Raw genomic sequence first — 20,487 nt, forward strand, 5'->3', positions numbered from 1 at the left:
GCGGGAAAGTTTTGCGACTCTCAACCACGGGCCACCTCCAGACAAATATCAACAACAGTGCGGGTTGCATCAGGCTTGGCCAGACGTCGCGCGGTACGCGCCATTTCGTTCAATCGTTCAGGGTGCATCAAGACCTCGGACAGCTGTGCAGCCAACGTGGCGGCGTCTGTGGAGCGTTGTGGCAGAAGGACGGCAGCGCCCTCCCTGGCGAGATAGTCGGCGTTACGTGTCTGGTGATCGTCGATGGCATGCGGCAGCGGTAGCAGGAACGACGGCAGACCGGCGGCGGCCAGTTCACTGACGGTCAAGGCACCGGCGCGGCATACCACCAGATCGGCCCAGGCGTAGGCGCGGGCCATGTCCTTGATAAACGCAGCGACCTGCGCTTCGACGCCGGCATCGCGGTAACGTTCGCCAGTAATCACATCGTGTTGCTTGCCGGCCTGGTGGAACACTTCCGGGCGCAGCTCGCCTGGCACTAATGCCAGCGCTTCGGGCAGCAGTTTGTTCAACGGCTCGGCGCCCAGGCTGCCGCCGAGGATCAGCAGGCGCGGCCGGCGATCGCGGAGCGCCGCGCGCGGGGTTTCCAGAAACAGTTCCTCGCGCACCGGATTGCCGGTGGTGCGGCGCTTGGCCGAAGCGCCGAAGGTATTCGGGAAGGCCTCGCACACGCGGCTGGCAAACGGCGCCAGGCTGCGATTGGCGGTGCCGGCCACGGCATTCTGTTCGTGGATGATCAGCGGCGCGCCGCCGAGCTTGGCCGCCAGGCCGCCAGGGCCGGTGACGAAGCCGCCCATACCGAGCACGCACACTGGCTGCAGCTCACGCACCACTTTACGGGCCTGAAACAGTGCCTTGATAAGCTGGAACGGTGCTTTAAGCAGCGACAGCTTGCCCTTGCCGCGCAGACCCGTGACGTTGATCAGGTGCAACGGCAGGCCGGCGGCCGGGACCAATTCGTTCTCGATGCCGCGCGGGGTGCCCAGCCAATGCACGCGGTAACCGCGTGCCTGGAACTCGCGAGCACAAGCCAGCGCCGGGAACACGTGCCCGCCGGTACCGCCGGCCATGATCAGCACATTACCGGGCATGGGCAGGCTCCTCCGCGTGCTTCTCGTCAACAAAATCCGCCTCGCTGAAATCGGCATCCTCGCTGCCCAACTGGGTGCGCCGCTCCCACTCGATCCGCAGCAACAGCGCCAGGCTGACGCAGCAGATCACCAGGGAACTGCCGCCATAGCTGAGAAACGGCAAGGTCAGGCCCTTGGTCGGCAGCAGGCCGATGTTGACTCCGATATTGATCAGGAATTGACCGATCCAGAGGAACGCCAGACCGTAGGCGACATAGGCCGCGAAAAACTGTTTGGCCTTCTCGGCCCAAACGCCGATATACAGGGCGCGTACGCAGACGAAGACGAACAAGCCAACGGTAATCAAGGCGCCCACCATGCCCAGCTCTTCAGCGAGCACGGCGAACACGAAGTCGGTGTGCGCTTCTGGCAAATAGAACTGTTTCTGAATGCTGTTACCCAGGCCGACGCCGAACCACTCGCCGCGACCGAAGGCGATCAACGCCTGGGTCAATTGGTAGCCGGAGCCAAACTGATCGGCCCAGGGGTCGGTGAAAGTGATCAGACGCTGCAAACGGTATTCCTGGGTCTGCACCAGGACGAAGATCGCCCCGACAGCCAGCCCGACCATCAGGCCGAAACGCAGCAGGCCGACGCCGCCAAGGAACAGCATGGCCGCGGCGGCGCCCATCATGACCACGGTGGCACCGAAGTCCGGTTCCAGCAGCAGCAAGCCGGCCATCGGCAGCAATACGACGAAGGGTTTGAAGAAACCAGCCCAGCTTTCGCGCACTTCTGCCTGACGACGCACCAGATAGCCAGCCAGGTAGATCACCACGAACAACTTGGCGATTTCCGAAGGCTGCACGTTGAATGCGCCGAAGCCGATCCAGCGCATCGAACCATTCACTTCGCGGCCAATTCCCGGCACCAGTACCAGCACCAGCATGGCAAAGGCGGCCAGCAACGCCGCCCCGCTCAGACGCTGCCAGGTTTCCAGCGGGATCAACAGCACCACAGCGGCGGCGCCGAGGCCAATCAACAGGTAAATCAGGTGACGGAGCATGTAGTACAGCGGGCTGCCCACATTCACCGCGGCCACCTCGGTTGAGGCGGAAGCGATCATCACCAGGCCCAGACCGAGCAGGGCCAGACAACCGACCAGCAACGGAAAGTCCATGTCCAGGCCACGGCGGCTGAACAGCGGGGACGGGTATGGGCGCAGGAAGGCAAGCATCAGGCGAGCGCCTCCACGGCTTGGGCGAACAGGTGTCCGCGCGCTTCGAAATTCTTGAACATGTCCAGGCTGGCGCAAGCCGGCGAGAGCAGCACGGCATCGCCCGCTTGGGCCAGTTCGGCGGAGCGCTGCACGGCCTCCTCCAGGCTGGTCACCCGGATCAGCGGCACGCCGTCGCCGAGCGCCGCAGCCAGACGCTCGGCATCGCGGCCGAGCAACACCACGGCGCGGCAGAACTGCGCGACCGGCTTGCCCAAGGCGGAGAAATCGGCACCCTTGCCGTCGCCACCGGCGATCAACACCAGCTTGCCGGCGATATCCGCGCCTAGACCCTCGATGGCAGCCAGGGCGGCGCCGACGTTGGTCGCCTTGGAGTCGTCGTAGTAGCTCACGGCATTACGTTCACCGACCCACTGGCAGCGGTGCGGCAGGCCGGCGAAGCGTTGCAGGGCCTCCAGCATCGGTGCCATCGGTAGCCCGGCCGCATGCCCCAGAGCCAACGCCGCCAGGGCATTGGACTGGTTATGCGCACCACGGATTTTCAATTCGCGCACCGGCAGCAGCGCGTCGAACTGGTAGGCCAGGTATTTCTCGCCGTTCTCCTCGAGCAGACCGAAGCGCTTGAAATCCGGCTTGCCCAGACCGAACAACCAGCACGGCATATCGTCCGCTACCAGCGGCCGCGACAATGCATCGTCGCGATTGACCACCACCTGACGCGCGCCGCGAAAAATCCGGTGCTTGGCCAGGTGATAAGCCGCCAGCGAGGCGTAGCGATCCATATGGTCTTCGCTGATGTTCAGGCAGGTCGCCACTTCAGCGTTCAGCTGATCGGTGGTTTCCAACTGGAAGCTGGACAGTTCCAGCACATACAGCTCGACTTCGTCGCTGAGCAAATCCAGCGCGGGCGTACCCAGGTTGCCGCCGACCGCGACCTTCTTGCCGGCCGCCGCCGCCATCTCGCCGACCAATGTGGTCACCGTGCTCTTGGCGTTGGAACCGGTGATGGCCACGATGGGAGCCTTGGCATAACGAGCGAACAGCTCTATATCGCCGGAAAGCTTTACGCCACGGGCAGCCGCCTCCTGCAACGCCGGGGTGGCAATCGCCAGGCCCGGGCTGACCAGCAACTCGCTGGCACGGCAGAGGAAGTCCACGTCCAGCTCGCCACAACGCACTTCCACCTGCGGGAACTGTTCACGCAGGGTGCTCAGCTCTGGCGGATTGGCACGGCTATCGACCACGGCAAAGGCCAAGCCCTGGCGCGCGAGAAAACGCACCAGAGACATGCCGCTCTTGCCGAGGCCGACAACGATGCGGAATTGGTCGGAAGCGATCAGGCTCATAGTCTCCTCAACGCAATTTCAAGGTGGCAAGGCCGATCAGCACCAAAATCACGGTGATGATCCAGAAACGTACGATGACGCGGGGCTCGGGCCAGCCTTTCAGTTCGAAGTGGTGGTGAATCGGCGCCATGCGGAACACCCGCTTGCCGGTCAATTTGAACGAAGCGACCTGGATGATCACCGACAGGGTTTCCATGACGAACACCCCGCCCATGATGAACAGCACCACTTCCTGGCGGACGATCACCGCAATGGTGCCCAGGGCCGCACCCAGCGCTAGCGCGCCGACATCGCCCATGAACACCTGGGCCGGGTAAGTGTTGAACCAGAGGAAGCCCAGACCGGCACCGACCAGGGCAGCGCAGAACACGATCAACTCGCCCGCGCCCGGCAGGTAGGGGATGAACAGGTATTCGGCAAACTTCACGTTGCCCGACAGGTAGCAGAAGATCCCCAGGGCGCCGCCGACCATCACGGTGGGCAGAATCGCCAGGCCATCCAGGCCATCGGTGAGGTTGACCGCGTTGCTCGAGCCGACGATGACGAAGTAGGTCAGCACCACGAAGCCCGCGCCCAGCTGGATACTCACATCTTTCAGCAACGGCAGAATCAGGGTGGTTTCTGCCGGGTGGTGCGCAGTCATATAAAGGAACAAGGCCGCAGCCAGGCCGAACACCGATTGCCAGAAATACTTCCAGCGACTCGGCAGGCCGCGCGAATCCTTCTCGATCACCTTGCGGTAGTCGTCGACCCAGCCGATCGCGCCGAACAGCAGGGTCACCACAAGTACCACCCACACATAACGATTGCTCAGGTCGGCCCAGAGCAAGGTGCTGATCGCGATGGCGGAGAGAATCAGCGCGCCGCCCATGGTCGGCGTGCCCTTCTTCGACAGGTGCGACTGCGGTCCGTCACTGCGCACCGACTGGCCGATCTGGCGGATCTGCAAAGTACGGATCATCCACGGCCCCAGCCACAACGACAGCGCCAGTGCGGTCAGCACACCGAGAATCCCGCGCAGGGTCAGGTACTGAAAGACCGCGAAGCCCTTGTGGAACTGTTGCAGGTACTCCGCCAGCAGCAGCAGCATTTAGTGACTCTCCATTGGGTGATTCTCGCTGGATATGCCACAGAGCGCCGCCACGACTTTATCCATCGCGGCGCTGCGTGAACCTTTGATTAGAATGGTGGTGTCGCCATGTTCGCTGCGGAGCGCTTCGATCAGACCGGCTTGATCGGTAAAATGCCGGCCATCTGCACCGAACGCGGCAACCGCATGAGCCATCAGCGGGCCAACCGCATAGAGCGCGGCAACCTTGCCAGCGGCATAGCTGCCCACATCGCGGTGAGCTTGCTCAGCCCAGGCTCCCAGCTCGCCCATGTCCCCGAGCACCAGAACGGTGCGACCAGAGAAGCCGGCGAGTATATCAACCGCCGCGCAGATCGACGCGGGGTTGGCGTTATAGCTGTCATCGATTACCCGCACGCCATTACTCGCCAGCTGCGCTACGGCGCGGCCTTTGACCGGTTGCAGGTTTTCCAGGCCATTCTTGATATCGACCAGCGGCACGCTCAGGGCCTGCGCCGCCGCAGATGCAGCCAAGGCATTGGCAACATTGTGCTCGCCGAGCAGGTTGAGCTGGATACGCGCCAGGCCATCGGCACAGTGCAGGGTAAACGCCGAGCAGCCGCGTGCGTCGCGGTCCAGGTCGCTGACATGGAAGTCGGCCGCCGGATTGTGCAAGGCGAAACTGAGGACCCGCTTGTCGCCTGCGCGCTGCTGCCAGAGTGCAAAGGCCGCGTCGTCACGATTGAGCACGGCAATCCCGCCCTCGCCCAGCCCTTCGAGGATCTCGCCTTTAGCCTCGACGATCTTTTCCGGCCCGCCAAACTCGCCCACATGGGCGGTTCCGGCGTTGGTGATGATGGCCACCTGGGGCCGGGTCAGCCCGACCGTGTAGGCGATCTCGCCGACATGGTTGGCGCCCAGTTCGATCACCGCCGCGACATGTTCGGGCGCCAACTCAAGGAGAGTCAGGGGCGCACCCAGGTCGTTGTTCAGATTGCCACGGGTAGCCAGCACGGCACCGCCCTGCGCGCCGAACGCCGTGCGCAGAATGCTGGCCAGCATTTCCTTGACCGTGGTCTTGCCGCTGGAACCGGTGACCGCAACCAGCGGGCCGCCATAGGCCCGACGATTCAGGGCGCCGAGCCGGCCAAGCGCCAGGCGCGTATCAGCCACCAGCAACTGTGGCAACGGTGCGTTCGCCACTTCCCGCTCGACCAGCGCAGCCACCGCCCCCTTGGCGGCGACATCGGCCAGGTAAGCGTGACCGTCGAAGTTCGGCCCGGTCAGCGCAATGAATAGCTGACCCGACTGAATCGCCCGGCTGTCGGTGCTGACCGCATCGAAGGCGCAATCTTCACCGATCAGGCGCGCATTCAGCGCCGCGCTGATTTCGCTCAATCGCAGGGCTTTAAGCATGTCCAACCTCCCATGCCGCCAGGGCTTTGCCAGCTTCGACCAGATCGGAGAATGGCTGGCGCACGCCGTTGATTTCCTGATAGTCCTCGTGGCCCTTACCAGCCAGCACCAGCACATCGGCCGGGCCGGCGGTGGCTATCAACTGGGCGATGGCCTGAGCGCGACCATGGATGAACTGCACGCTGTCGGGCATAGCAAAACCTGCGCGAATATCGCTGAATATCTGCCCGGGAGCCTCGCTACGCGGGTTGTCGTCGGTGACCAGCACGCTATCGGCCAGACGCTCAACCACGGCCGCCATCAGCGGACGCTTGCCGCGATCACGGTCACCACCACAGCCGAACAGGCACAGCAAACGACCTTTGACATGCGGCCGCAGGGCTTCGAGAACCTTTTCCAGGGCATCCGGGGTGTGCGCGTAATCAACCACCACCACTGGCTGTTCGACTCCGCCCAAGCGCTGCATGCGCCCGACCGGGCCTTGCAACTGCGGGAGCACCTTGAGAATTTCGTCGAGTGGATAATCCATGCCCAGCAGAGCACCGACCACCGCCAGCAGGTTGCTCAGGTTGAAGCGCCCCAGCAGTGCGCTGCGTACGTTACCTTCGCCGCGCGGCGTGACCAGCTTGACCCGCACACCTTGCTCGTCGAACTGGGCGTCGCGGCAGTACAGATAAGCCGTGGGGTCTTCCAGGCTGTAGCTGATCAGGCGCGAGTCATGCTCGGCACGGGCCAGTTTACGACCGAATTCGTCGTCCAGATTGAGCACCCGGCAACGCAAGCCCGACCAGGCGAACAAGGCCGCCTTGGCCTCGCCATAGGCGTCCATCGAACCGTGATAGTCCAGATGATCGCGCGACAGGTTGGTGAAGACCGCCACGTCGAACGCCAGCGCCGTCACCCGGCCCTGGTGCAAGCCATGGGAGGAGACCTCCATGGCCACCGCACGGGCACCGGCATTCTTCAGGTCGGCCAGGGTGGCCTGCACGCCGATCGGATCCGGGGTGGTATGCCGACCGAGGGCCAAGGCGTGGTAAAAGCCGTTGCCCAGGGTACCGACGATGCCGCAGCGCTCACCCAGCAAATCCAACGCCTGGGCCAACAACTGGCTGACGCTGGTCTTGCCGTTGGTGCCAGTGATGCCAACCAGATGCAACCTGCGGCTCGGTTCACCGTAGAAGCGCCCGGCGATGGCCGACAGCTGACCGGCCAAGCCCTTGATCGCCACCAGCTCAGCGCTGCTGGCCGTCATGCTTGGCGCACCCTCGGCCTCATAGGCCACCGCAGCGGCACCGCGGGCAATCGCGTCGGCAATATGCACGCGGCCGTCCTGCTGGCTACCCGGCACGGCAAGGAACAGATCACCGGGACGCACCTTGCGACTATCCAGGGTCAATTCACGGATCAGCACCGCACTGGCGGCTTCAGGCAACAGTTGATTCAGAGGCATGGGCATCAGATGCGCTCTCCCTTGGCTGCGTTCACTGCAGTCGCTTGCGATTCGACCGGCGGCGCCAGGTTATCCGGCACGACATTCATCAGCCGCAGGGCGCCTGCCATGACTTTGCCGAATACCGGCGCGGACACCAAACCACCGTAGTAACCGCCCTTGCTCGGCTCGTCGATGACGATGGCAACGGCAATCCGCGGATCACTGACCGGACCGAAGCCAGCGAACAATGAGCGGTAGGCATTATCCCGATAACCTCTTGAGTCCTTCGAAACCTTGCGCGCGGTACCACTCTTGCCCGCAACGTGGTAACCCGGAACCTTGGCCCGGTACACACCCGCGGGCGCTTCGATCACTTCCTGCAGCATGCCTTGCATGGTCTTGGCGATATTTTCAGGGATCACCTGCACACCGTCCGGCTTGCGATCAACTCGGGTCAACGACAAGGGGACGCTGCGACCATCATTGGCCAGTACCGAGTAGGCATGTGCCAACTGCACAGCCGTCACCGACAAGCCGTAGCCATAAGACAGAGTGGCGGTTTCGGCCTTGTGCCATTCGCGGTGATTGGGCAAATTGCCGACCCGCTCGCCCGGAAAGCCCAGACCGGTATCCTGCCCCAACCCGACCGCCTGCATCACCGAGTAGATGGACTCGCCGCCAATATCGAAGGCGATCTTGCTCATGCCTACGTTGCTCGATTTGATCAGAACTTCGGTGAGATTCAACGGCCCAGTGCTGCGTGAAACATCCCGAATCGTGTACCTGCCAATCTGCAAGGTACCCGGAGACACATCGACGGTATCGGTCGGCTTCCAGCGGCCGCTCTTCAACGCGGCACTCATGGAAAATGGCTTCATGGTCGAGCCCGGCTCGAACACGTCGATCATCGCCCGGTTACGCATGGCGGCCGGCTGCAGATTGCGGCGGTTATTCGGGTTGTAGGTGGGCTGATTAACCATCGCCAGCACTTCGCCGGTCTTCACATCGATCATCACCAGGCTGCCCGCCTTGGCCCCGAACTCGACCAGGGCATTGCGCAACTCGCGATGCGCCAGATACTGCAGGCGCAGGTCGATCGACAGCGCCAGTGCCTTACCTGCCTTGGCATTCTGGGTAACCTGGACATCCTTGATCAAACGACCGCGGCGATCCTTGAGCACTTGACGCTTGCCCGGCACGCCGGCCAGCCACTCATCGAAAGCCAGCTCCATGCCTTCGCGGCCGCGATCATCGATATCGGTAAAACCGACCACGTGCGCGGTCACTTCGCCGCCCGGATAAAAACGCCGAAACTCTTCGATGGCATACACGCCGGGCACCTTCAGATCGAGCACCCGCTGCCCTTGCTCAGGCGTCAGGCCACGCACCAGGTACATGAATTCGCGCTCGGCATTGGCCTGCAAGCGCTCGCCCAGCCCCTTGGGCTCCTGCCCCAGCGCCGCCGCCAAGGCCGGCCATTGAGCCTTGGCCGCCTGCAACTCCTTACCATTGGCCCAAAGGGTGGTGACCGGGGTGCTCACCGCCAACGGCTCATCATTGCGATCGGTGACCAAACCACGATGCGCAGGAATCGGAATATGCCGCACGCTGCGCGCATCGCCATGGGCCTTGAGAAAATCATGATCGAATACATGCAAATCGATGATGCGCCAGACAATCGCACCGACCATCAGCGCCAGGAGCAGCAGCACCAGGCGAAAGCGCCAGGGATAAAGGGCCCCTTCGAGTTTGATCATGGCGCCACCATGCGCACTTCGGCGGCTTCGGGAATACGCATCTTCAGCTGTGCGCTGGCCAGAGTCTCAATACGACTGTGGGCAGTCCAGGTGCTTTGTTCGAGAATCAAACGCCCCCATTCGGCCTGCGCCCTGTCGCGGATGCTCAGCTCGGCATACAGCCCGTTGAGCAACTGCCGATTCCAGTGCGCACTGTAAGAAACCGCCAGCGAGCTGCCGAGCACGCCAATGAACAGCACCAGCATCAGCAAGCTGCCCTTTGGCAATGGCTTGGCGAAGGCCGTACTCATCGCATTTTCTCCGCCACACGCATGACGGCGCTACGCGAGCGCGGATTGGCCTTCAGCTCGGTTTCGGAAGCGAACTGCGGCTTGCCGATCAGTTTCAAACGGGGCTCGAAGGCCTTGGGGATGATCGGCAGGTCGCGCGGGTACTCGTCCCGCTCGCCCTTGGCATGCTTGCGCATGAACTGCTTGACGATGCGATCCTCAAGGGAGTGAAAGCTGATCACCACCAAGCGCCCGCCCACTTCAAGCGTCTCCAGCGCGGCATCGAGGCCACGCTGCAGATCGCCGAGCTCGTTATTGATGTAGATGCGCAGCCCCTGGAACGCGCGGGTCGCCGGATTCTTGCCCTTCTCCCAGGCGGGATTGGCCACCGTCAGCACCTGGGCCAAGTCGGCGGTGCGCTCAAAGGGCTGTTCCGCACGACGCAACACCACGGCACGAGCCATGCGCCTGGCGAAACGCTCTTCGCCATACTCCTTAAAGACCCTGGCAATTTCCTCTTCGCTGGCGCTGGCGATCCACTGCGCCGCACTGACGCCGCGTGCGGGGTCCATGCGCATGTCCAGCGGGCCATCGTTGAGGAAGCTGAAACCGCGCTCAGCGTCGTCCAGCTGGGGCGAGGAAACGCCCAGGTCCAGCAGAACGCCATTGACCTTGCCAACCAGCCCGCGGACAGCAGCTTCCTCGCCAAGTTCCGCAAAACTGCGCTGCACAACGACAAAGCGGCCGTCTTCGGCCGCTAACTCATTCCCCGTGGCAATCGCCAAGGGGTCCTTGTCAAACCCCAGCAAGCGCCCGTCTAGCCCGAGCCTTTCGAGGATTAACCGGCTATGCCCGCCACGACCGAAGGTGCCATCCAGGTAACAGCCATCCGCACGCACGGCCAACCCGTCGACAGCCTCGTCGAGTAGCACAGTAATATGGCGAAAGCTGCTGGTCATAGTCACAGGATCAAGTCACGTAGTTCGTCGGACAAAGCACCCGGTTGCTTGATGGCCGCCAAATCGGCATCGGCGACCGCATTCCAGGTATCTTCGTCCCACAGTTGAAATTTATTCAGTTGGCCGACCAACATCGCGCGTTTATCCAGCCTGGCGTACTCGCGTAGACGCGGCGGCACCAGGAAACGACCGCTTGCATCCAGCTCGAGGTCAACAGCATTACCGATCAGCAAACGCTGCAAACGGCGGTTCTCTTCACGGAAGGAGGCCAACTCGCGCAGCTTGTTCTCGATCTGCTCCCACTCAGCCAGTGGGTAGACACAGAGGCAGGGGTCGATGGCATCGATGGTCACGATAAGCTGGCCCGCACAACGCGACACGAGCTCGTCCCGATACCGACTTGGCATCGCGAGTCGCCCTTTGGCGTCGAGACTGATGGCGTTGGCTCCACGAAACACAGCTGCGCCTCCCCTTAAATTAGCTATCCATGCCCAAAAAAACCCACTTCATGCCACTTCTTACCACCTGCGCACACTATAGGAACGCCCACACCCCACCGTCAAGGCACGCCTGGAGGGAAAAACCCTTACAGAACGGCGATTTAGCAAACTAAACAGGAGTAAGAGCGGAGCATTACGCGGAGTTTTGTGCGGCAAGTTGAGCATGTACAGCAAGCTGCACTTCGAACTTAAAGTGATTTGTTAAGAGTAAGATTTTTTTGGTCTTAGAAAAGCGAGGAGTAAAGGTGTCGCGGATAGAAAGGAAAGGTGGAGAGTCGATCTGTAAGCCGGGTTCTGTCGAGGACAGTCATTCCTCTACGACGTACATCACTGCACGCCTTTAGCAACCTACCCGGTTCCAGCGCGGGCCACGCCAATGGAACCCTATTTGGTCTTGCTCCGAGTGGGGTTTGCCTAGCCACGGACTGTTACCAGCCGCGCGGTGCGCTCTTACCGCACCTTTTCACCCTTACCGGCGCCGAAGCGCTTAGGCGGTTATTTTCTGTGGCACTTTCCGTAGGCTCACGCCTCCCAGGCGTTACCTGGCACTCCGCCCTATGGAGCCCGGACTTTCCTCCCCCGCATTTCGCAGAACGAAACACGGCAGCGACTGTCCGATCGACTCTCCGCCGCCAAGGTTACCGGCACGCGCCCGATAGAACAAGGCTCAAGCGTCTTTCTGCCGCTCCAGCGCCGCCTGATAGAGCAGATTCTTGCGCACTCCGGTGATTTCCGCCGCCAACGCCGCCGCTCGCTTGAGGGGCATTTCCTTGAGCAACAACTCGAGCACACGCAGCGCCTCGGCACTGACCGCCGCCTCGCCCTCCGGCGCCTGCCAGCCAGCGACCAGGACCACGCACTCGCCGCGCTGCTGATTGCTGTCAGCCGCCACCCAGGCGCGCAACTCGCTCAATGGCAGACCCTTGAGCGTCTCGAAGGTCTTGCTGATCTCACGGGCCAGCAAGGCCGGGCGCTCATCGCCGAACACCGCCTGCATGTCTTCCAGGCACTCGAGGATGCGGTGCGGCGCCTCATAGAAGATCAGCGTGCGCGGCTCTTCCTTTACCTGTTCCAGGCGCGTCCGACGGCCGGCGGTCTTGGCCGGCAGAAACCCCTCGAAAATAAACCGGTCGGACGGCAAGCCCGCCGCCGACAGCGCCGCAATCAGCGCACAGGCCCCCGGCACTGGCACTACGGCGACCCCGGCGGCACGCGCCTGGCGCACCAGGTGATAGCCCGGGTCGGAAATCAACGGCGTACCGGCGTCGGAAATCAATGCCACGTCCTCGCCTGCCAACAGCCGCGCGAGAAAGCGCCCGCCCTGATCACGCTCATTGTGTTCGTGACAGGCGGCCAGCGGCGTGGCAATCCCGAAATGCTGCATCAGGCGCACGGAGTGGCGGGTGTCCTCGGCAGCGATCAAGGCCACATCGCCGAGCACCTTGAGCGCCCGCGCACTGATGTCGTCCAGGTTGCCAATTGGCGTGGCGACCACATAAAGGGTGCCGGGAGTGGAATTCAGTGCACCGGGACTGGTCACAGCTCGAGCCTCTTCAATCGCAAAAGCACGCATTGTAGCCCGTTTCACGCCATCGACATCGCGCCAGGGCCAGGGCTTGGGTACAATTCGCCGTTCATTTGATCAAGTATCAGGACCGCTTACATGATCGCCTGCCTGCGTCCGCTCCTCGCTCTCTGTCTTGCTGGCTTGCTTACCGCCTGCGCCAGCCCGCCCTCATCCAACCTGGGGGAACTGCCGCGCACCCCTCAAGCCAGCATCGAGCAACTGCTGCAACAGGCCACCGAAAGCAAGCCCGAACAAGCCGCCCTGCTGCGCCTGGCTGCCGCCGATCAGGCTTATCAGCAGAAAAATATCGCACGCGCCGACAACATCCTCGAACAGGTGCCACTCAGTAGCCTGAAGCCGGCCCAGCAGATCTTCGCCAGCACCCTGGCCGCCGAACTGGCACTGGCGCGCGAAAAACCCAAAGCCGCCCTGGAAGCGCTCAGCCATCCCAGCCTGGAGCGCCTGGGAGAACTGCCGATCGAACAACAGGTGCGCACCCAACTGGCTCGCGCCAACGCCCTGCAGGCCGACGGACAGATCCTCGCCGCCGCGCGCGAACGCGTGTACATCGCCCCACTGCTGATAAGCGGCGAGACCGCCACCGGCAACCACGAAACCATCTGGAGCCTGGTCTCCAGCCTGCCAAGCGAGCAACTGCAATCTAACGACGGCGCCGACCTGGCTGGATGGCTGGGCCTGGCTCAGGCCGCCAAGACTCCTGGCACCTTGCAACAACAGCAAACAGCCATCGATGACTGGCTGGCACAACATCCCCAACATCCCGCCGCCCTGCAATTACCGCCAGCACTGCGCAAACTGCAAGAACTGTCCAGCCAACCCTTGCAGGAAATCGCCCTGCTGCTACCACAAGAAGGCCCGCTTGCAGCCGTAGCGCGCGCCTTGCGCGACGGCTTTCTCGCCGCCCACTATCAAGCCCAGCAGGCCGGGCAGAACCCGCCGAACATCCAGCTCTATGACAGCTCACGCATGGCCTCACTGGATGAGTTCTACCGCCAGGCACAGGCTGCTGGCGTGCAACTGGTTATCGGCCCACTGGAAAAACCACTGGTCAAACAACTCGGTGATCGCGAGCAATTACCGATCACCACCCTAGCCCTGAACTACAGCGACCCAGGCCAGGAAGGTCCGGTTCAGCTGTTCCAGTTCGGCCTTGCCGCCGAAGATGAAGCGCGCGAAGCGGCACGCCGCGCCTGGGCTGACGGCATGCGCAGCGCAGCGGCCCTGGTGCCGCGCGGTGATTGGGGCGACCGGGTACTCGATGCCTTCCGGCAGAGCTGGCAAGCCCAGGGCGGCACCCTGATCGCCGCCGAACATGTTGACCAGCCCGTCGAACTGGCGCGGCAAATCGCCGAACTGTTCCAATTGCGTGAAAGCGAAGCACGCAGCAAGCACCTGAAAAACACCCTGGGCACTGCGGTAGCCGGGCAGCCGTCACGGCGCCAGGACATCGACTTCATCTTCCTTGCGGCCACCCCGCAGCAAGCGCAACAGATCAAACCGATCCTGGCCTTCCAATACGCTGGCGACGTGCCCGTGTATGCCACTTCGCACCTGTTTACCGGCAACCACAGCGATGCGCAGTATCACGACCTGAACGGCATCCGCTTTTGCGAAACGCCCTGGCTGCTGAACGTCAACGACCCGGTACGCCAGCAAGTCGAAAGCCAATGGCCACAAGCCGGAGGCAGTCTCGGCCGCCTCTACGCCATGGGTGCCGACGCCTACCTCCTGGCGCCGCGCCTGAGCCAGCTCAAGGCCTTGCCGGATACCCGGATCGACGGCCTGTCCGGCAGCCTCAGCCTCAACCCGGCGCAGCGCATTGAACGCCAACTGCCCTGGGCCGAGTTTCGCGACGGGCGCGTCGAGCGCCTGCCAGACAACCTCAATTGATCGACCACCGCAGCACGCAAAGCAGCGGCAAGGCTGCCGAAGAGCTGGCCCGCCTGCATCTGCAGCAACATGGCCTGAAGCTTCTGGCGCAGAACTGGAGCTGCCGCCGCGGCGAGCTTGATCTGGTCATGCTCGACATCGATACAGTAGTATTCGTCGAAGTCCGCTATCGTCGGCACTCCGCCTGGGGCGGCGCCGTGGAGAGCGTCGACGCCCGCAAGCGCGAGAAGCTCACGAAAGCAGCCATGCACTTTTTGCAGCAGGAATCGCGCTGGGCCAAACACCCTTGTCGGTTCGACGTGATTGCCATAACCGCCGAAGGCAACTCGACTCCCGGGCTGAACTGGATTCAAAACGCCTTTGACACCTGAACCGGCGCCACACTGAAGGTTAAATCTCTGATGGAAATGCAAGACCGCATCCGCCAACTGTTCCTGGCCAGCATTGAAACCAAGCAACAGGCTTTGGAAGTACTGGTTCCCTTCATCGAGCAAGGCAGCCTGGCCATGGTTCAGGCACTGCTCAGCGAGGGCAAGATTCTCACCTGCGGCAACGGCGGATCGGCCGGCGACGCCCAGCACTTTTCCTCCGAACTGCTTAACCGCTTCGAGCGCGAACGCCCGAGCCTGCCGGCCATCGCCCTGACCACCGACAGCTCGACCATCACCTCGATCGCCAACGACTACAGTTACAACGAAATTTTTTCCAAGCAAATCCGCGCACTCGGCCAGCCGGGCGACGTGCTACTGGCGATATCCACCAGCGGCAACTCGGCCAACGTGATCCAGGCCATACAGGCCGCCCATGACCGTGAAATGACCGTGGTCGCCCTCACGGGCCGCGATGGCGGCGGCATGGCCTCACTGCTGCTACCGGAAGATGTGGAAATTCGCGTACCGTCGAAGATCACCGCACGCATTCAGGAAGTCCATCTACTGGTGATCCACTGCCTGTGCGACCTGATCGACCACCAACTGTTTGGGAGTGAAGAATGACCCGTTCGCCACTGATTCTTGCCGGGCTGCTGTGCAGCCTGATTCTTGCCGGCTGCGGCAGCCGCAGCATCGGCAACAAAATCGATGACCAGTTCATCGCCCCACAAGTCAGCGCCAATATCACCCGCGCTCACGCCGACCTGACCGACCCAACCTCGCACATCGTGGTCACTAGTTACAACGGCGTGGTGCTGCTGGCCGGTCAGACGCCACGCAGTGAACTGAAAAGCACCGCCGAACAGGCGACACGCAAGGTTCAAGGCATCACCAAGGTGCATAACGAACTGCAGGTACTGCAGCCGACCTCGCTGCTCGCGCGCAGCAACGACACGCTACTGACCACCAAGATCAAGACCCAGATGCTCACCGACGCCAGCGTACCGAGCTCGCGAATCAAGGTGATCACCGAGAACGGCATCGTCTACCTACTGGGCCTGGTTTCACGCCAGGAAGCCAATCGGGCGACCAACGTGGTACAGGGCACCTCCGGCGTGCAGAAGATCGTCAAACTGTTCCAATACACTGACTGATTTTTGCACGAACACAAAAAAGGCGATCCAATGGATCGCCTTTTTTGTTTACTTGACCACCTTCAGGCTGGGCCGCCCGCTGGGACGCGGCGGCTCGCCGTCCGGCGGACCCTGATCATCCGGGCTATCGCCCTCTTCATCATCCGGCACCGGTGGCTCCAGATCGAAGACCATGCCCTGACCATTCTCCCGCGCATAAATTGCCAGTATGGCTGCAGCTGGGACGTACAGGCTGTGCGGCGCCCCACCGAAGCGCCCCTCGAAGCTCACCGCCTCGTTATCCATATGCAGATGACGCACTGCGCTGGGCGAGACGTTAAGCACGATCTGCCCATCACTGGCGAAGCCTGGCGGCACTTGCACACCGGAAAATTCGGCGTTGACCAACAAATGCGGAGTGCAATCGTTGTCGACGATCCACTCGTAAAGTGCACGAACCAGGTAAGGACGACTGGAATTCATCAAAGCCTCCTCAGCTTCAGCGCATATCGCGCTCAACGGGGGAAAGACTGGCCTGAAAGGCCTCGCGGGCAAACTGGCGGTCCATATAGTCGAGCAACGGTTTGGCTGGCTTGCCTAACTCGATACCCAGCACCGGCAGGCGCCAGAGCAGCGGCAGCAGGCAACAATCCACCAGGCTCATCTCATCACTGAGAAAGTACGCCTTGTCGGCGAACAGCGGCGAAACGCCGGTGAGGCTCTCGCGGAGTTCTTTGCGAGCCTGCACGCGAGCCGGCTCCTTGCTGCGCGGGTCGAGGATCAGGTCGACCTGAGCACACCAATCTCGCTGAATACGATGAATCAGCAGGCGGCTATTGGCCCGCGCCACCGGATAAACCGGCAACAACGGTGGATGTGGATAGCGCTCATCCAGATATTCCATCACCACGGTCGACTCGTACAACGCCAAATCACGGTCGACCAGGGTCGGCAGGCTGGCATAGGGGTTGACCTCCAGCAGCCTTGCCGGGTAACGGCCCTTTTCGACACTGATGATCTCGGCGCTGACACCCTTCTCGGCGAGCACGATGCGTACGCGGTGGGAATAGTGGTCGGCGGGGTCGGAGTAGCAGGCTAACCGGTTGGTCACGCTCATGGCGGTCCTCCTCGCTTATATAGGTTATTGGAAGCAGAAAAGACTGCGCGCCCAAAGGGGCGCGCAGGACAACATTGCAGCGACAAACGATTAATGCACGTCCTTCCAGTACTCACGCTTGAGCAGGTAGGCGAAGACGAAGAAGAAGGCCAGATACAGCAGCACGTAGGCGCCGACACGCTGACTTTTCAGCTTCACCGGATTAGCCGAGTAAGCTAGGAAGGTCACCAGATTCTTGATCTTGGTGTCGAACTCTTCTTCGCTCAGGGCACCGCTTTTCGGCTCGATGACCAACTGATCGCAGGCCTCATGCGTTATTGGCGTGCCCGACAACGGATCGAACTGCTTCTTGCCATCCTCGACCACCTGAACCTGCTTGCAACCTATGTACTGACGCCCTTGCAGGGAGGCCAGCACGTTCGGCATACCGACGTTCGGGAACACCTTGTTATTGGCGCCCAGCGGACGGCTCGGATCATCGTAGAACGTACGCAGGTAGGTATACAGCCAGTCGGTGCCACGCACACGAGCGACCAGAGTCAGGTCCGGAGGCGCTGCCCCGAACCAGACCTTGGCATCCTCGACCTGCATGCCAATCTTCATGTGCTCGCCAATCTTGGCGCCACTGAAGATCAGGTTGTCCAGCATCAACTCATGCGGGATACCCAGGTCATCGGCCACACGCTCATAGCGCTGGAACTTGGCGCCATGACAACCCATGCAGTAGTTGGCGAAGGTACGTGCACCATCCTGCATGCCGGCCTTGTCGGTCAGGTCAATTTCGACTTCATCCAAATGCACGCCGGCTTCACTAGCGAAAGCGAAGACTGGCAGCGCGGCAATAACAAACGCAGCAAATAGCTTTTTCATCAGCCAGTCACCCTTTCCGGAACCGGTTTGGTCTTCTCCATCCTGGTATAGAACGGCATCAGGATGAAGTACGCGAAGTACAGGAAGGTACACACCTGCGCCAGCAGGGTGCGGCCCGGGGTCGGTGCCAGTACGCCCAGCACGCCCAGAATCACGAAGGACACGCAGAACACCAGCAGCCAGATCTTGCTCAGCCAGCCCTTGTAACGCATCGACTTGACCGGACTACGATCCAGCCACGGCAGCACGAACAGCACGGCAATGGCGCCACCCATGGCGATGACCCCCATCAGCTTGTCGGGGATAGCACGCAAGATCGCGTAGAACGGGGTGAAGTACCAGACGGGAGCAATATGCGCTGGCGTCTTCAACGCATTGGCCTCTTCGAAGTTGGGCTTCTCGAGGAAGTAGCCGCCCATTTCCGGGAAGAAGAACACGATGAAGCAGAAGATGAACAGGAACACCACCACGCCGACGATGTCTTTCACGGTGTAGTAGGGATGGAAAGGAATGCCATCGAGCGGTATGCCGTTCGCGTCTTTCTTCTTCTTGATTTCGACGCCGTCGGGGTTGTTCGAACCGACTTCGTGCAACGCCAGGATGTGCAGGACAACCAGGCCGAGGATCACGATTGGCAGCGCAACCACGTGCAGAGCGAAGAAGCGGTTCAGGGTGATCCCGGAGATCAGATAGTCACCGCGAATCCACTGCGTCAGGTCCGCACCAATGACCGGAATGGCACCGAACAGCGAGATGATCACCTGAGCCCCCCAGTAGGACATCTGCCCCCATGGCAGCAGATAGCCCATGAATGCTTCAGCCATCAGCATCAGGTAGATCAGCATGCCGAAGATCCACACCAGCTCGCGTGGCTTCTGGTAGGAGCCATAGAGCAGACCGCGGAACATGTGCAGATAGACCACCACGAAGAATGCCGAAGCACCGGTGGAGTGCAGGTAGCGCAGAATCCAGCCGTACTCGACGTCACGCATGATGTATTCGACCGAAGCAAACGCCTCTTCAGCCGACGGCGTGTAGCTCATGGTCAGCCAGACGCCGGTGACGATCTGATTGACCAGCACCAGCAGTGCCAGAGAGCCGAAAAAGTAGAAGAAGTTGAAGTTCTTCGGTGCGTAATACTTGCTCAGATGGTCTTCAAACATCTTGGTGGCCGGGAAGCGCGCATCCACCCATTCCATGAACTTACTCATCCTGCTTGCTCCTGGTCCACACCGATGATGATCACATCATCCGACTCGTACATGTGCGGTGGCACCGGCAGGTTCAAGGGCGCAGGCTGCGCTTTGTAGACCCGGCCAGCGAGGTCGTAGCGAGAACCGTGGCAAGGGCAAAAATACCCCCCGACCCACTCGGCACCGAGATCGGCAGGCGCCACTTCCGGACGGAAGGACGGAGCACAGCCCAAGTGAGTGCACAACCCGACCAGCAGCAGCAGCTCCGGCTTGATCGAACGGGTTTTCGGATCGACATAGCTCGGCTGATCAGATGCCTGAGATTCGATATCGGCCAGTTGCGGCTCAAGCTTGATCAGGTTGCTGAGAATTTCCTCGGTACGGCGCACGATAAAAACCGGTTGCCCCCGCCACTCGGCAACCATTTGCTGGCCAGGCTCGATCTTGCCAACATTCACCTTCACAGGTGCACCGGCAGCTTTAGCCTTAGCGCTCGGGAACCATGACCCCACGAACGGGACCGCGGCACCCACCGCTCCAGCAGCACCCACCACAGAGGTGGCCGCCACCAAGAAGCGACGCCGGCCTGCATTCACGCCGTCATTGCTCATTCAGTCGTCTCCCATCAGCGTTGTGGCCTGTTGTCAGGCCTCTACTAGGTAAAAATCGAGTCGCGCAAAAAATCCGCCAAATGGTAAAGAAAAGCCCCTAACCTGACAAGGTAATTACCTCACAGGAAACAGCTCAATCCCTTACAGCGCACGGCGCGCACGGCTGCGGCATGATGCCGCAGAGAACCAGTCGCCCAAAAAAAACGCCCAGTTCCAAAAGGAAACCGGGCGCTTTTGAACGCAAGTAGCGAATTAACGCTTGGAGTACTGCGGACGCTTACGCGCTTTACGCAGACCAACCTTCTTACGCTCAACTTCACGAGCATCACGAGTTACGAAGCCAGCCTTGCGCAGAGCAGGACGCAGCGATTCGTCGTAGTCCATCAGCGCACGAGTGATGCCGTGGCGGATTGCGCCAGCCTGACCACTCACGCCGCCACCGAGAACGGTGACGTAGATATCGAACTTCTCGGTCATTTCAACCAGTTCCAGCGGCTGACGAACTACCATGCGGGCAGTTTCGCGACCGAAGAAACCGTCGAGAGTACGGTTATTGATGGAGATCTTGCCAGTACCAGCACGCATGAACACGCGAGCGGTTGCAGTCTTGCGACGGCCAGTGCCGTAATTTTGAGTCGCCGACATAATGAACTATTCCG

21 protein-coding genes and 1 other RNA gene are annotated in these 20,487 nt (G+C 61.4%); 4 read left to right on the forward strand and 18 right to left on the reverse strand.

What is annotated here, in order from left to right; genetic code table 11:
* Nucleotides 1–20: 20 nt before the first annotated feature.
* The 12 genes from murG to rsmI form a co-directional block, all read right to left on the reverse strand.
* Nucleotides 21–1,091, reverse strand: a complete 1,071-nt coding sequence (gene murG, locus VCJ09_RS19245) for an undecaprenyldiphospho-muramoylpentapeptide beta-N-acetylglucosaminyltransferase (protein WP_324731677.1) — start codon at nucleotides 1,089–1,091, stop codon at nucleotides 21–23.
* Nucleotides 1,081–2,307 (reverse strand): putative lipid II flippase FtsW, encoded by a 1,227-nt coding sequence (gene ftsW / locus VCJ09_RS19250; RefSeq protein WP_324731678.1) that lies wholly within the window; start codon nucleotides 2,305–2,307, stop codon nucleotides 1,081–1,083. The genes murG and ftsW overlap by 11 nt, the downstream gene beginning before the upstream one ends.
* A complete protein-coding gene (murD, locus tag VCJ09_RS19255) occupies nucleotides 2,307–3,653 on the reverse strand; it encodes a UDP-N-acetylmuramoyl-L-alanine--D-glutamate ligase (protein ID WP_324731679.1) in 1,347 nt (448 codons plus the stop codon). Before murD ends, ftsW begins: the two co-directional genes overlap by 1 nt.
* Nucleotides 3,654–3,660: 7 nt before the next feature.
* Nucleotides 3,661–4,743 (reverse strand): phospho-N-acetylmuramoyl-pentapeptide-transferase, encoded by a 1,083-nt coding sequence (gene mraY, locus VCJ09_RS19260; RefSeq protein ID WP_324731680.1) that lies wholly within the window; start codon nucleotides 4,741–4,743, stop codon nucleotides 3,661–3,663.
* Nucleotides 4,744–6,138 carry a UDP-N-acetylmuramoyl-tripeptide--D-alanyl-D-alanine ligase gene (locus VCJ09_RS19265; protein ID WP_324731681.1) on the reverse strand — a complete coding sequence of 465 codons (1,395 nt, stop codon included), beginning with the start codon at nucleotides 6,136–6,138 and terminating at the stop codon, nucleotides 4,744–4,746. It lies immediately after the preceding gene.
* Nucleotides 6,131–7,594, reverse strand: a complete 1,464-nt coding sequence (locus tag VCJ09_RS19270; protein WP_324731682.1) for a UDP-N-acetylmuramoyl-L-alanyl-D-glutamate--2,6-diaminopimelate ligase — start codon at nucleotides 7,592–7,594, stop codon at nucleotides 6,131–6,133. The genes VCJ09_RS19265 and VCJ09_RS19270 overlap by 8 nt, the downstream gene beginning before the upstream one ends.
* Nucleotides 7,594–9,327 (reverse strand): peptidoglycan D,D-transpeptidase FtsI family protein, encoded by a 1,734-nt coding sequence (locus tag VCJ09_RS19275; protein ID WP_407692985.1) that lies wholly within the window; start codon nucleotides 9,325–9,327, stop codon nucleotides 7,594–7,596. Before VCJ09_RS19275 ends, VCJ09_RS19270 begins: the two co-directional genes overlap by 1 nt.
* Nucleotides 9,324–9,617, reverse strand: a complete 294-nt coding sequence (gene ftsL, locus VCJ09_RS19280) for a cell division protein FtsL (protein WP_079203101.1) — start codon at nucleotides 9,615–9,617, stop codon at nucleotides 9,324–9,326. The genes VCJ09_RS19275 and ftsL overlap by 4 nt, the downstream gene beginning before the upstream one ends.
* Nucleotides 9,614–10,555: a 16S rRNA (cytosine(1402)-N(4))-methyltransferase RsmH gene (rsmH, locus tag VCJ09_RS19285; RefSeq protein WP_324731683.1), complete on the reverse strand. Its 942-nt coding sequence runs from the start codon at nucleotides 10,553–10,555 to the stop codon at nucleotides 9,614–9,616. Before rsmH ends, ftsL begins: the two co-directional genes overlap by 4 nt.
* A 2-nt stretch (nucleotides 10,556–10,557) precedes the next feature.
* Nucleotides 10,558–11,013: a division/cell wall cluster transcriptional repressor MraZ gene (gene mraZ / locus VCJ09_RS19290; RefSeq protein ID WP_079203103.1), complete on the reverse strand. Its 456-nt coding sequence runs from the start codon at nucleotides 11,011–11,013 to the stop codon at nucleotides 10,558–10,560.
* A 309-nt stretch (nucleotides 11,014–11,322) separates the two neighbouring features.
* Nucleotides 11,323–11,681: RNase P RNA component class A (gene rnpB, locus VCJ09_RS19295), an RNA gene on the reverse strand.
* A 41-nt stretch (nucleotides 11,682–11,722) separates the two neighbouring features.
* On the reverse strand, nucleotides 11,723–12,628 hold the full coding sequence (gene rsmI / locus VCJ09_RS19300) for a 16S rRNA (cytidine(1402)-2'-O)-methyltransferase (protein WP_324731684.1): 906 nt from the start codon (nucleotides 12,626–12,628) through the stop codon (nucleotides 11,723–11,725).
* A 90-nt stretch (nucleotides 12,629–12,718) separates the two neighbouring features.
* Between rsmI and VCJ09_RS19305 the strand changes: the two genes are divergently transcribed.
* The 4 genes from VCJ09_RS19305 to VCJ09_RS19320 are packed head-to-tail and all read left to right on the forward strand — an operon-like array spanning nucleotide 12,719 to nucleotide 16,058.
* On the forward strand, nucleotides 12,719–14,533 hold the full coding sequence (locus tag VCJ09_RS19305) for a penicillin-binding protein activator (RefSeq protein WP_324731685.1): 1,815 nt from the start codon (nucleotides 12,719–12,721) through the stop codon (nucleotides 14,531–14,533).
* Nucleotides 14,533–14,904, forward strand: a complete 372-nt coding sequence (locus VCJ09_RS19310) for a YraN family protein (protein WP_324734694.1) — start codon at nucleotides 14,533–14,535, stop codon at nucleotides 14,902–14,904. Before VCJ09_RS19305 ends, VCJ09_RS19310 begins: the two co-directional genes overlap by 1 nt.
* A 30-nt stretch (nucleotides 14,905–14,934) precedes the next feature.
* Nucleotides 14,935–15,528 (forward strand): phosphoheptose isomerase, encoded by a 594-nt coding sequence (locus tag VCJ09_RS19315; protein WP_324731686.1) that lies wholly within the window; start codon nucleotides 14,935–14,937, stop codon nucleotides 15,526–15,528.
* Nucleotides 15,525–16,058: a BON domain-containing protein gene (locus VCJ09_RS19320; RefSeq protein ID WP_324731687.1), complete on the forward strand. Its 534-nt coding sequence runs from the start codon at nucleotides 15,525–15,527 to the stop codon at nucleotides 16,056–16,058. The genes VCJ09_RS19315 and VCJ09_RS19320 overlap by 4 nt, the downstream gene beginning before the upstream one ends.
* Before the next feature lie 48 nt (nucleotides 16,059–16,106).
* On the opposite strand, the gene VCJ09_RS19325 is transcribed toward VCJ09_RS19320, so the two are convergent.
* The 6 genes from VCJ09_RS19325 to rpsI form a co-directional block, all read right to left on the reverse strand.
* Entirely contained in the window at nucleotides 16,107–16,520 is a 414-nt protein-coding gene (locus VCJ09_RS19325) for a ClpXP protease specificity-enhancing factor (protein ID WP_079203108.1), read from the reverse strand.
* Nucleotides 16,521–16,536: 16 nt separating this feature from the next.
* The gene (locus tag VCJ09_RS19330) at nucleotides 16,537–17,154 is read right to left on the reverse strand and encodes a glutathione S-transferase N-terminal domain-containing protein (RefSeq protein WP_079203109.1); all 618 of its coding nucleotides are present in this window, start codon (nucleotides 17,152–17,154) and stop codon (nucleotides 16,537–16,539) included.
* Between the two features lie 90 nt (nucleotides 17,155–17,244).
* Nucleotides 17,245–18,024 carry a cytochrome c1 gene (locus tag VCJ09_RS19335; RefSeq protein ID WP_079203110.1) on the reverse strand — a complete coding sequence of 260 codons (780 nt, stop codon included), beginning with the start codon at nucleotides 18,022–18,024 and terminating at the stop codon, nucleotides 17,245–17,247.
* A complete protein-coding gene (locus tag VCJ09_RS19340; RefSeq protein WP_324731688.1) occupies nucleotides 18,024–19,235 on the reverse strand; it encodes a cytochrome b in 1,212 nt (403 codons plus the stop codon). Before VCJ09_RS19340 ends, VCJ09_RS19335 begins: the two co-directional genes overlap by 1 nt.
* Nucleotides 19,232–19,828, reverse strand: a complete 597-nt coding sequence (gene petA, locus VCJ09_RS19345; protein WP_324731689.1) for a ubiquinol-cytochrome c reductase iron-sulfur subunit — start codon at nucleotides 19,826–19,828, stop codon at nucleotides 19,232–19,234. Before petA ends, VCJ09_RS19340 begins: the two co-directional genes overlap by 4 nt.
* 252 nt (nucleotides 19,829–20,080) lie before the next feature.
* Nucleotides 20,081–20,473 carry a 30S ribosomal protein S9 gene (gene rpsI / locus VCJ09_RS19350; protein ID WP_079203112.1) on the reverse strand — a complete coding sequence of 131 codons (393 nt, stop codon included), beginning with the start codon at nucleotides 20,471–20,473 and terminating at the stop codon, nucleotides 20,081–20,083.
* Nucleotides 20,474–20,487: the final 14 nt, after the last annotated feature.

The organism is Pseudomonas paeninsulae (assembly GCF_035621475.1).
Taxonomy (GTDB): Bacteria; Pseudomonadota; Gammaproteobacteria; order Pseudomonadales; family Pseudomonadaceae; genus Aquipseudomonas; species Aquipseudomonas paeninsulae.

Bases quoted from the DNA above. Each gene is read 5' to 3' on its own strand.
- VCJ09_RS19330 (WP_079203109.1), bottom strand. From the start codon at position 17,154: ATGAGCGTGACCAACCGGTTAGCCTGCTACTCCGACCCCGCCGACCAC.
- VCJ09_RS19265 (WP_324731681.1), bottom strand. From the start codon at position 6,138: ATGCTTAAAGCCCTGCGATTGAGCGAAATCAGCGCGGCGCTGAATGCG.
- rpsI (WP_079203112.1), bottom strand. From the start codon at position 20,473: ATGTCGGCGACTCAAAATTACGGCACTGGCCGTCGCAAGACTGCAACC.
- petA (WP_324731689.1), bottom strand. From the start codon at position 19,828: ATGAGCAATGACGGCGTGAATGCAGGCCGGCGTCGCTTCTTGGTGGCG.
- ftsW (WP_324731678.1), bottom strand. From the start codon at position 2,307: ATGCTTGCCTTCCTGCGCCCATACCCGTCCCCGCTGTTCAGCCGCCGT.
- VCJ09_RS19305 (WP_324731685.1), top strand. From the start codon at position 12,719: ATGATCGCCTGCCTGCGTCCGCTCCTCGCTCTCTGTCTTGCTGGCTTG.
- VCJ09_RS19315 (WP_324731686.1), top strand. From the start codon at position 14,935: ATGGAAATGCAAGACCGCATCCGCCAACTGTTCCTGGCCAGCATTGAA.
- VCJ09_RS19320 (WP_324731687.1), top strand. From the start codon at position 15,525: ATGACCCGTTCGCCACTGATTCTTGCCGGGCTGCTGTGCAGCCTGATT.
- VCJ09_RS19275 (WP_407692985.1), bottom strand. From the start codon at position 9,327: ATGATCAAACTCGAAGGGGCCCTTTATCCCTGGCGCTTTCGCCTGGTG.
- VCJ09_RS19335 (WP_079203110.1), bottom strand. From the start codon at position 18,024: ATGAAAAAGCTATTTGCTGCGTTTGTTATTGCCGCGCTGCCAGTCTTC.
- VCJ09_RS19270 (WP_324731682.1), bottom strand. From the start codon at position 7,594: ATGCCCATGCCTCTGAATCAACTGTTGCCTGAAGCCGCCAGTGCGGTG.
- ftsL (WP_079203101.1), bottom strand. From the start codon at position 9,617: ATGAGTACGGCCTTCGCCAAGCCATTGCCAAAGGGCAGCTTGCTGATG.
- murG (WP_324731677.1), bottom strand. From the start codon at position 1,091: ATGCCCGGTAATGTGCTGATCATGGCCGGCGGTACCGGCGGGCACGTG.
- murD (WP_324731679.1), bottom strand. From the start codon at position 3,653: ATGAGCCTGATCGCTTCCGACCAATTCCGCATCGTTGTCGGCCTCGGC.
- rsmI (WP_324731684.1), bottom strand. From the start codon at position 12,628: ATGCGTGCTTTTGCGATTGAAGAGGCTCGAGCTGTGACCAGTCCCGGT.
- VCJ09_RS19325 (WP_079203108.1), bottom strand. From the start codon at position 16,520: ATGAATTCCAGTCGTCCTTACCTGGTTCGTGCACTTTACGAGTGGATC.
- mraY (WP_324731680.1), bottom strand. From the start codon at position 4,743: ATGCTGCTGCTGCTGGCGGAGTACCTGCAACAGTTCCACAAGGGCTTC.
- VCJ09_RS19340 (WP_324731688.1), bottom strand. From the start codon at position 19,235: ATGAGTAAGTTCATGGAATGGGTGGATGCGCGCTTCCCGGCCACCAAG.
- rsmH (WP_324731683.1), bottom strand. From the start codon at position 10,555: ATGACCAGCAGCTTTCGCCATATTACTGTGCTACTCGACGAGGCTGTC.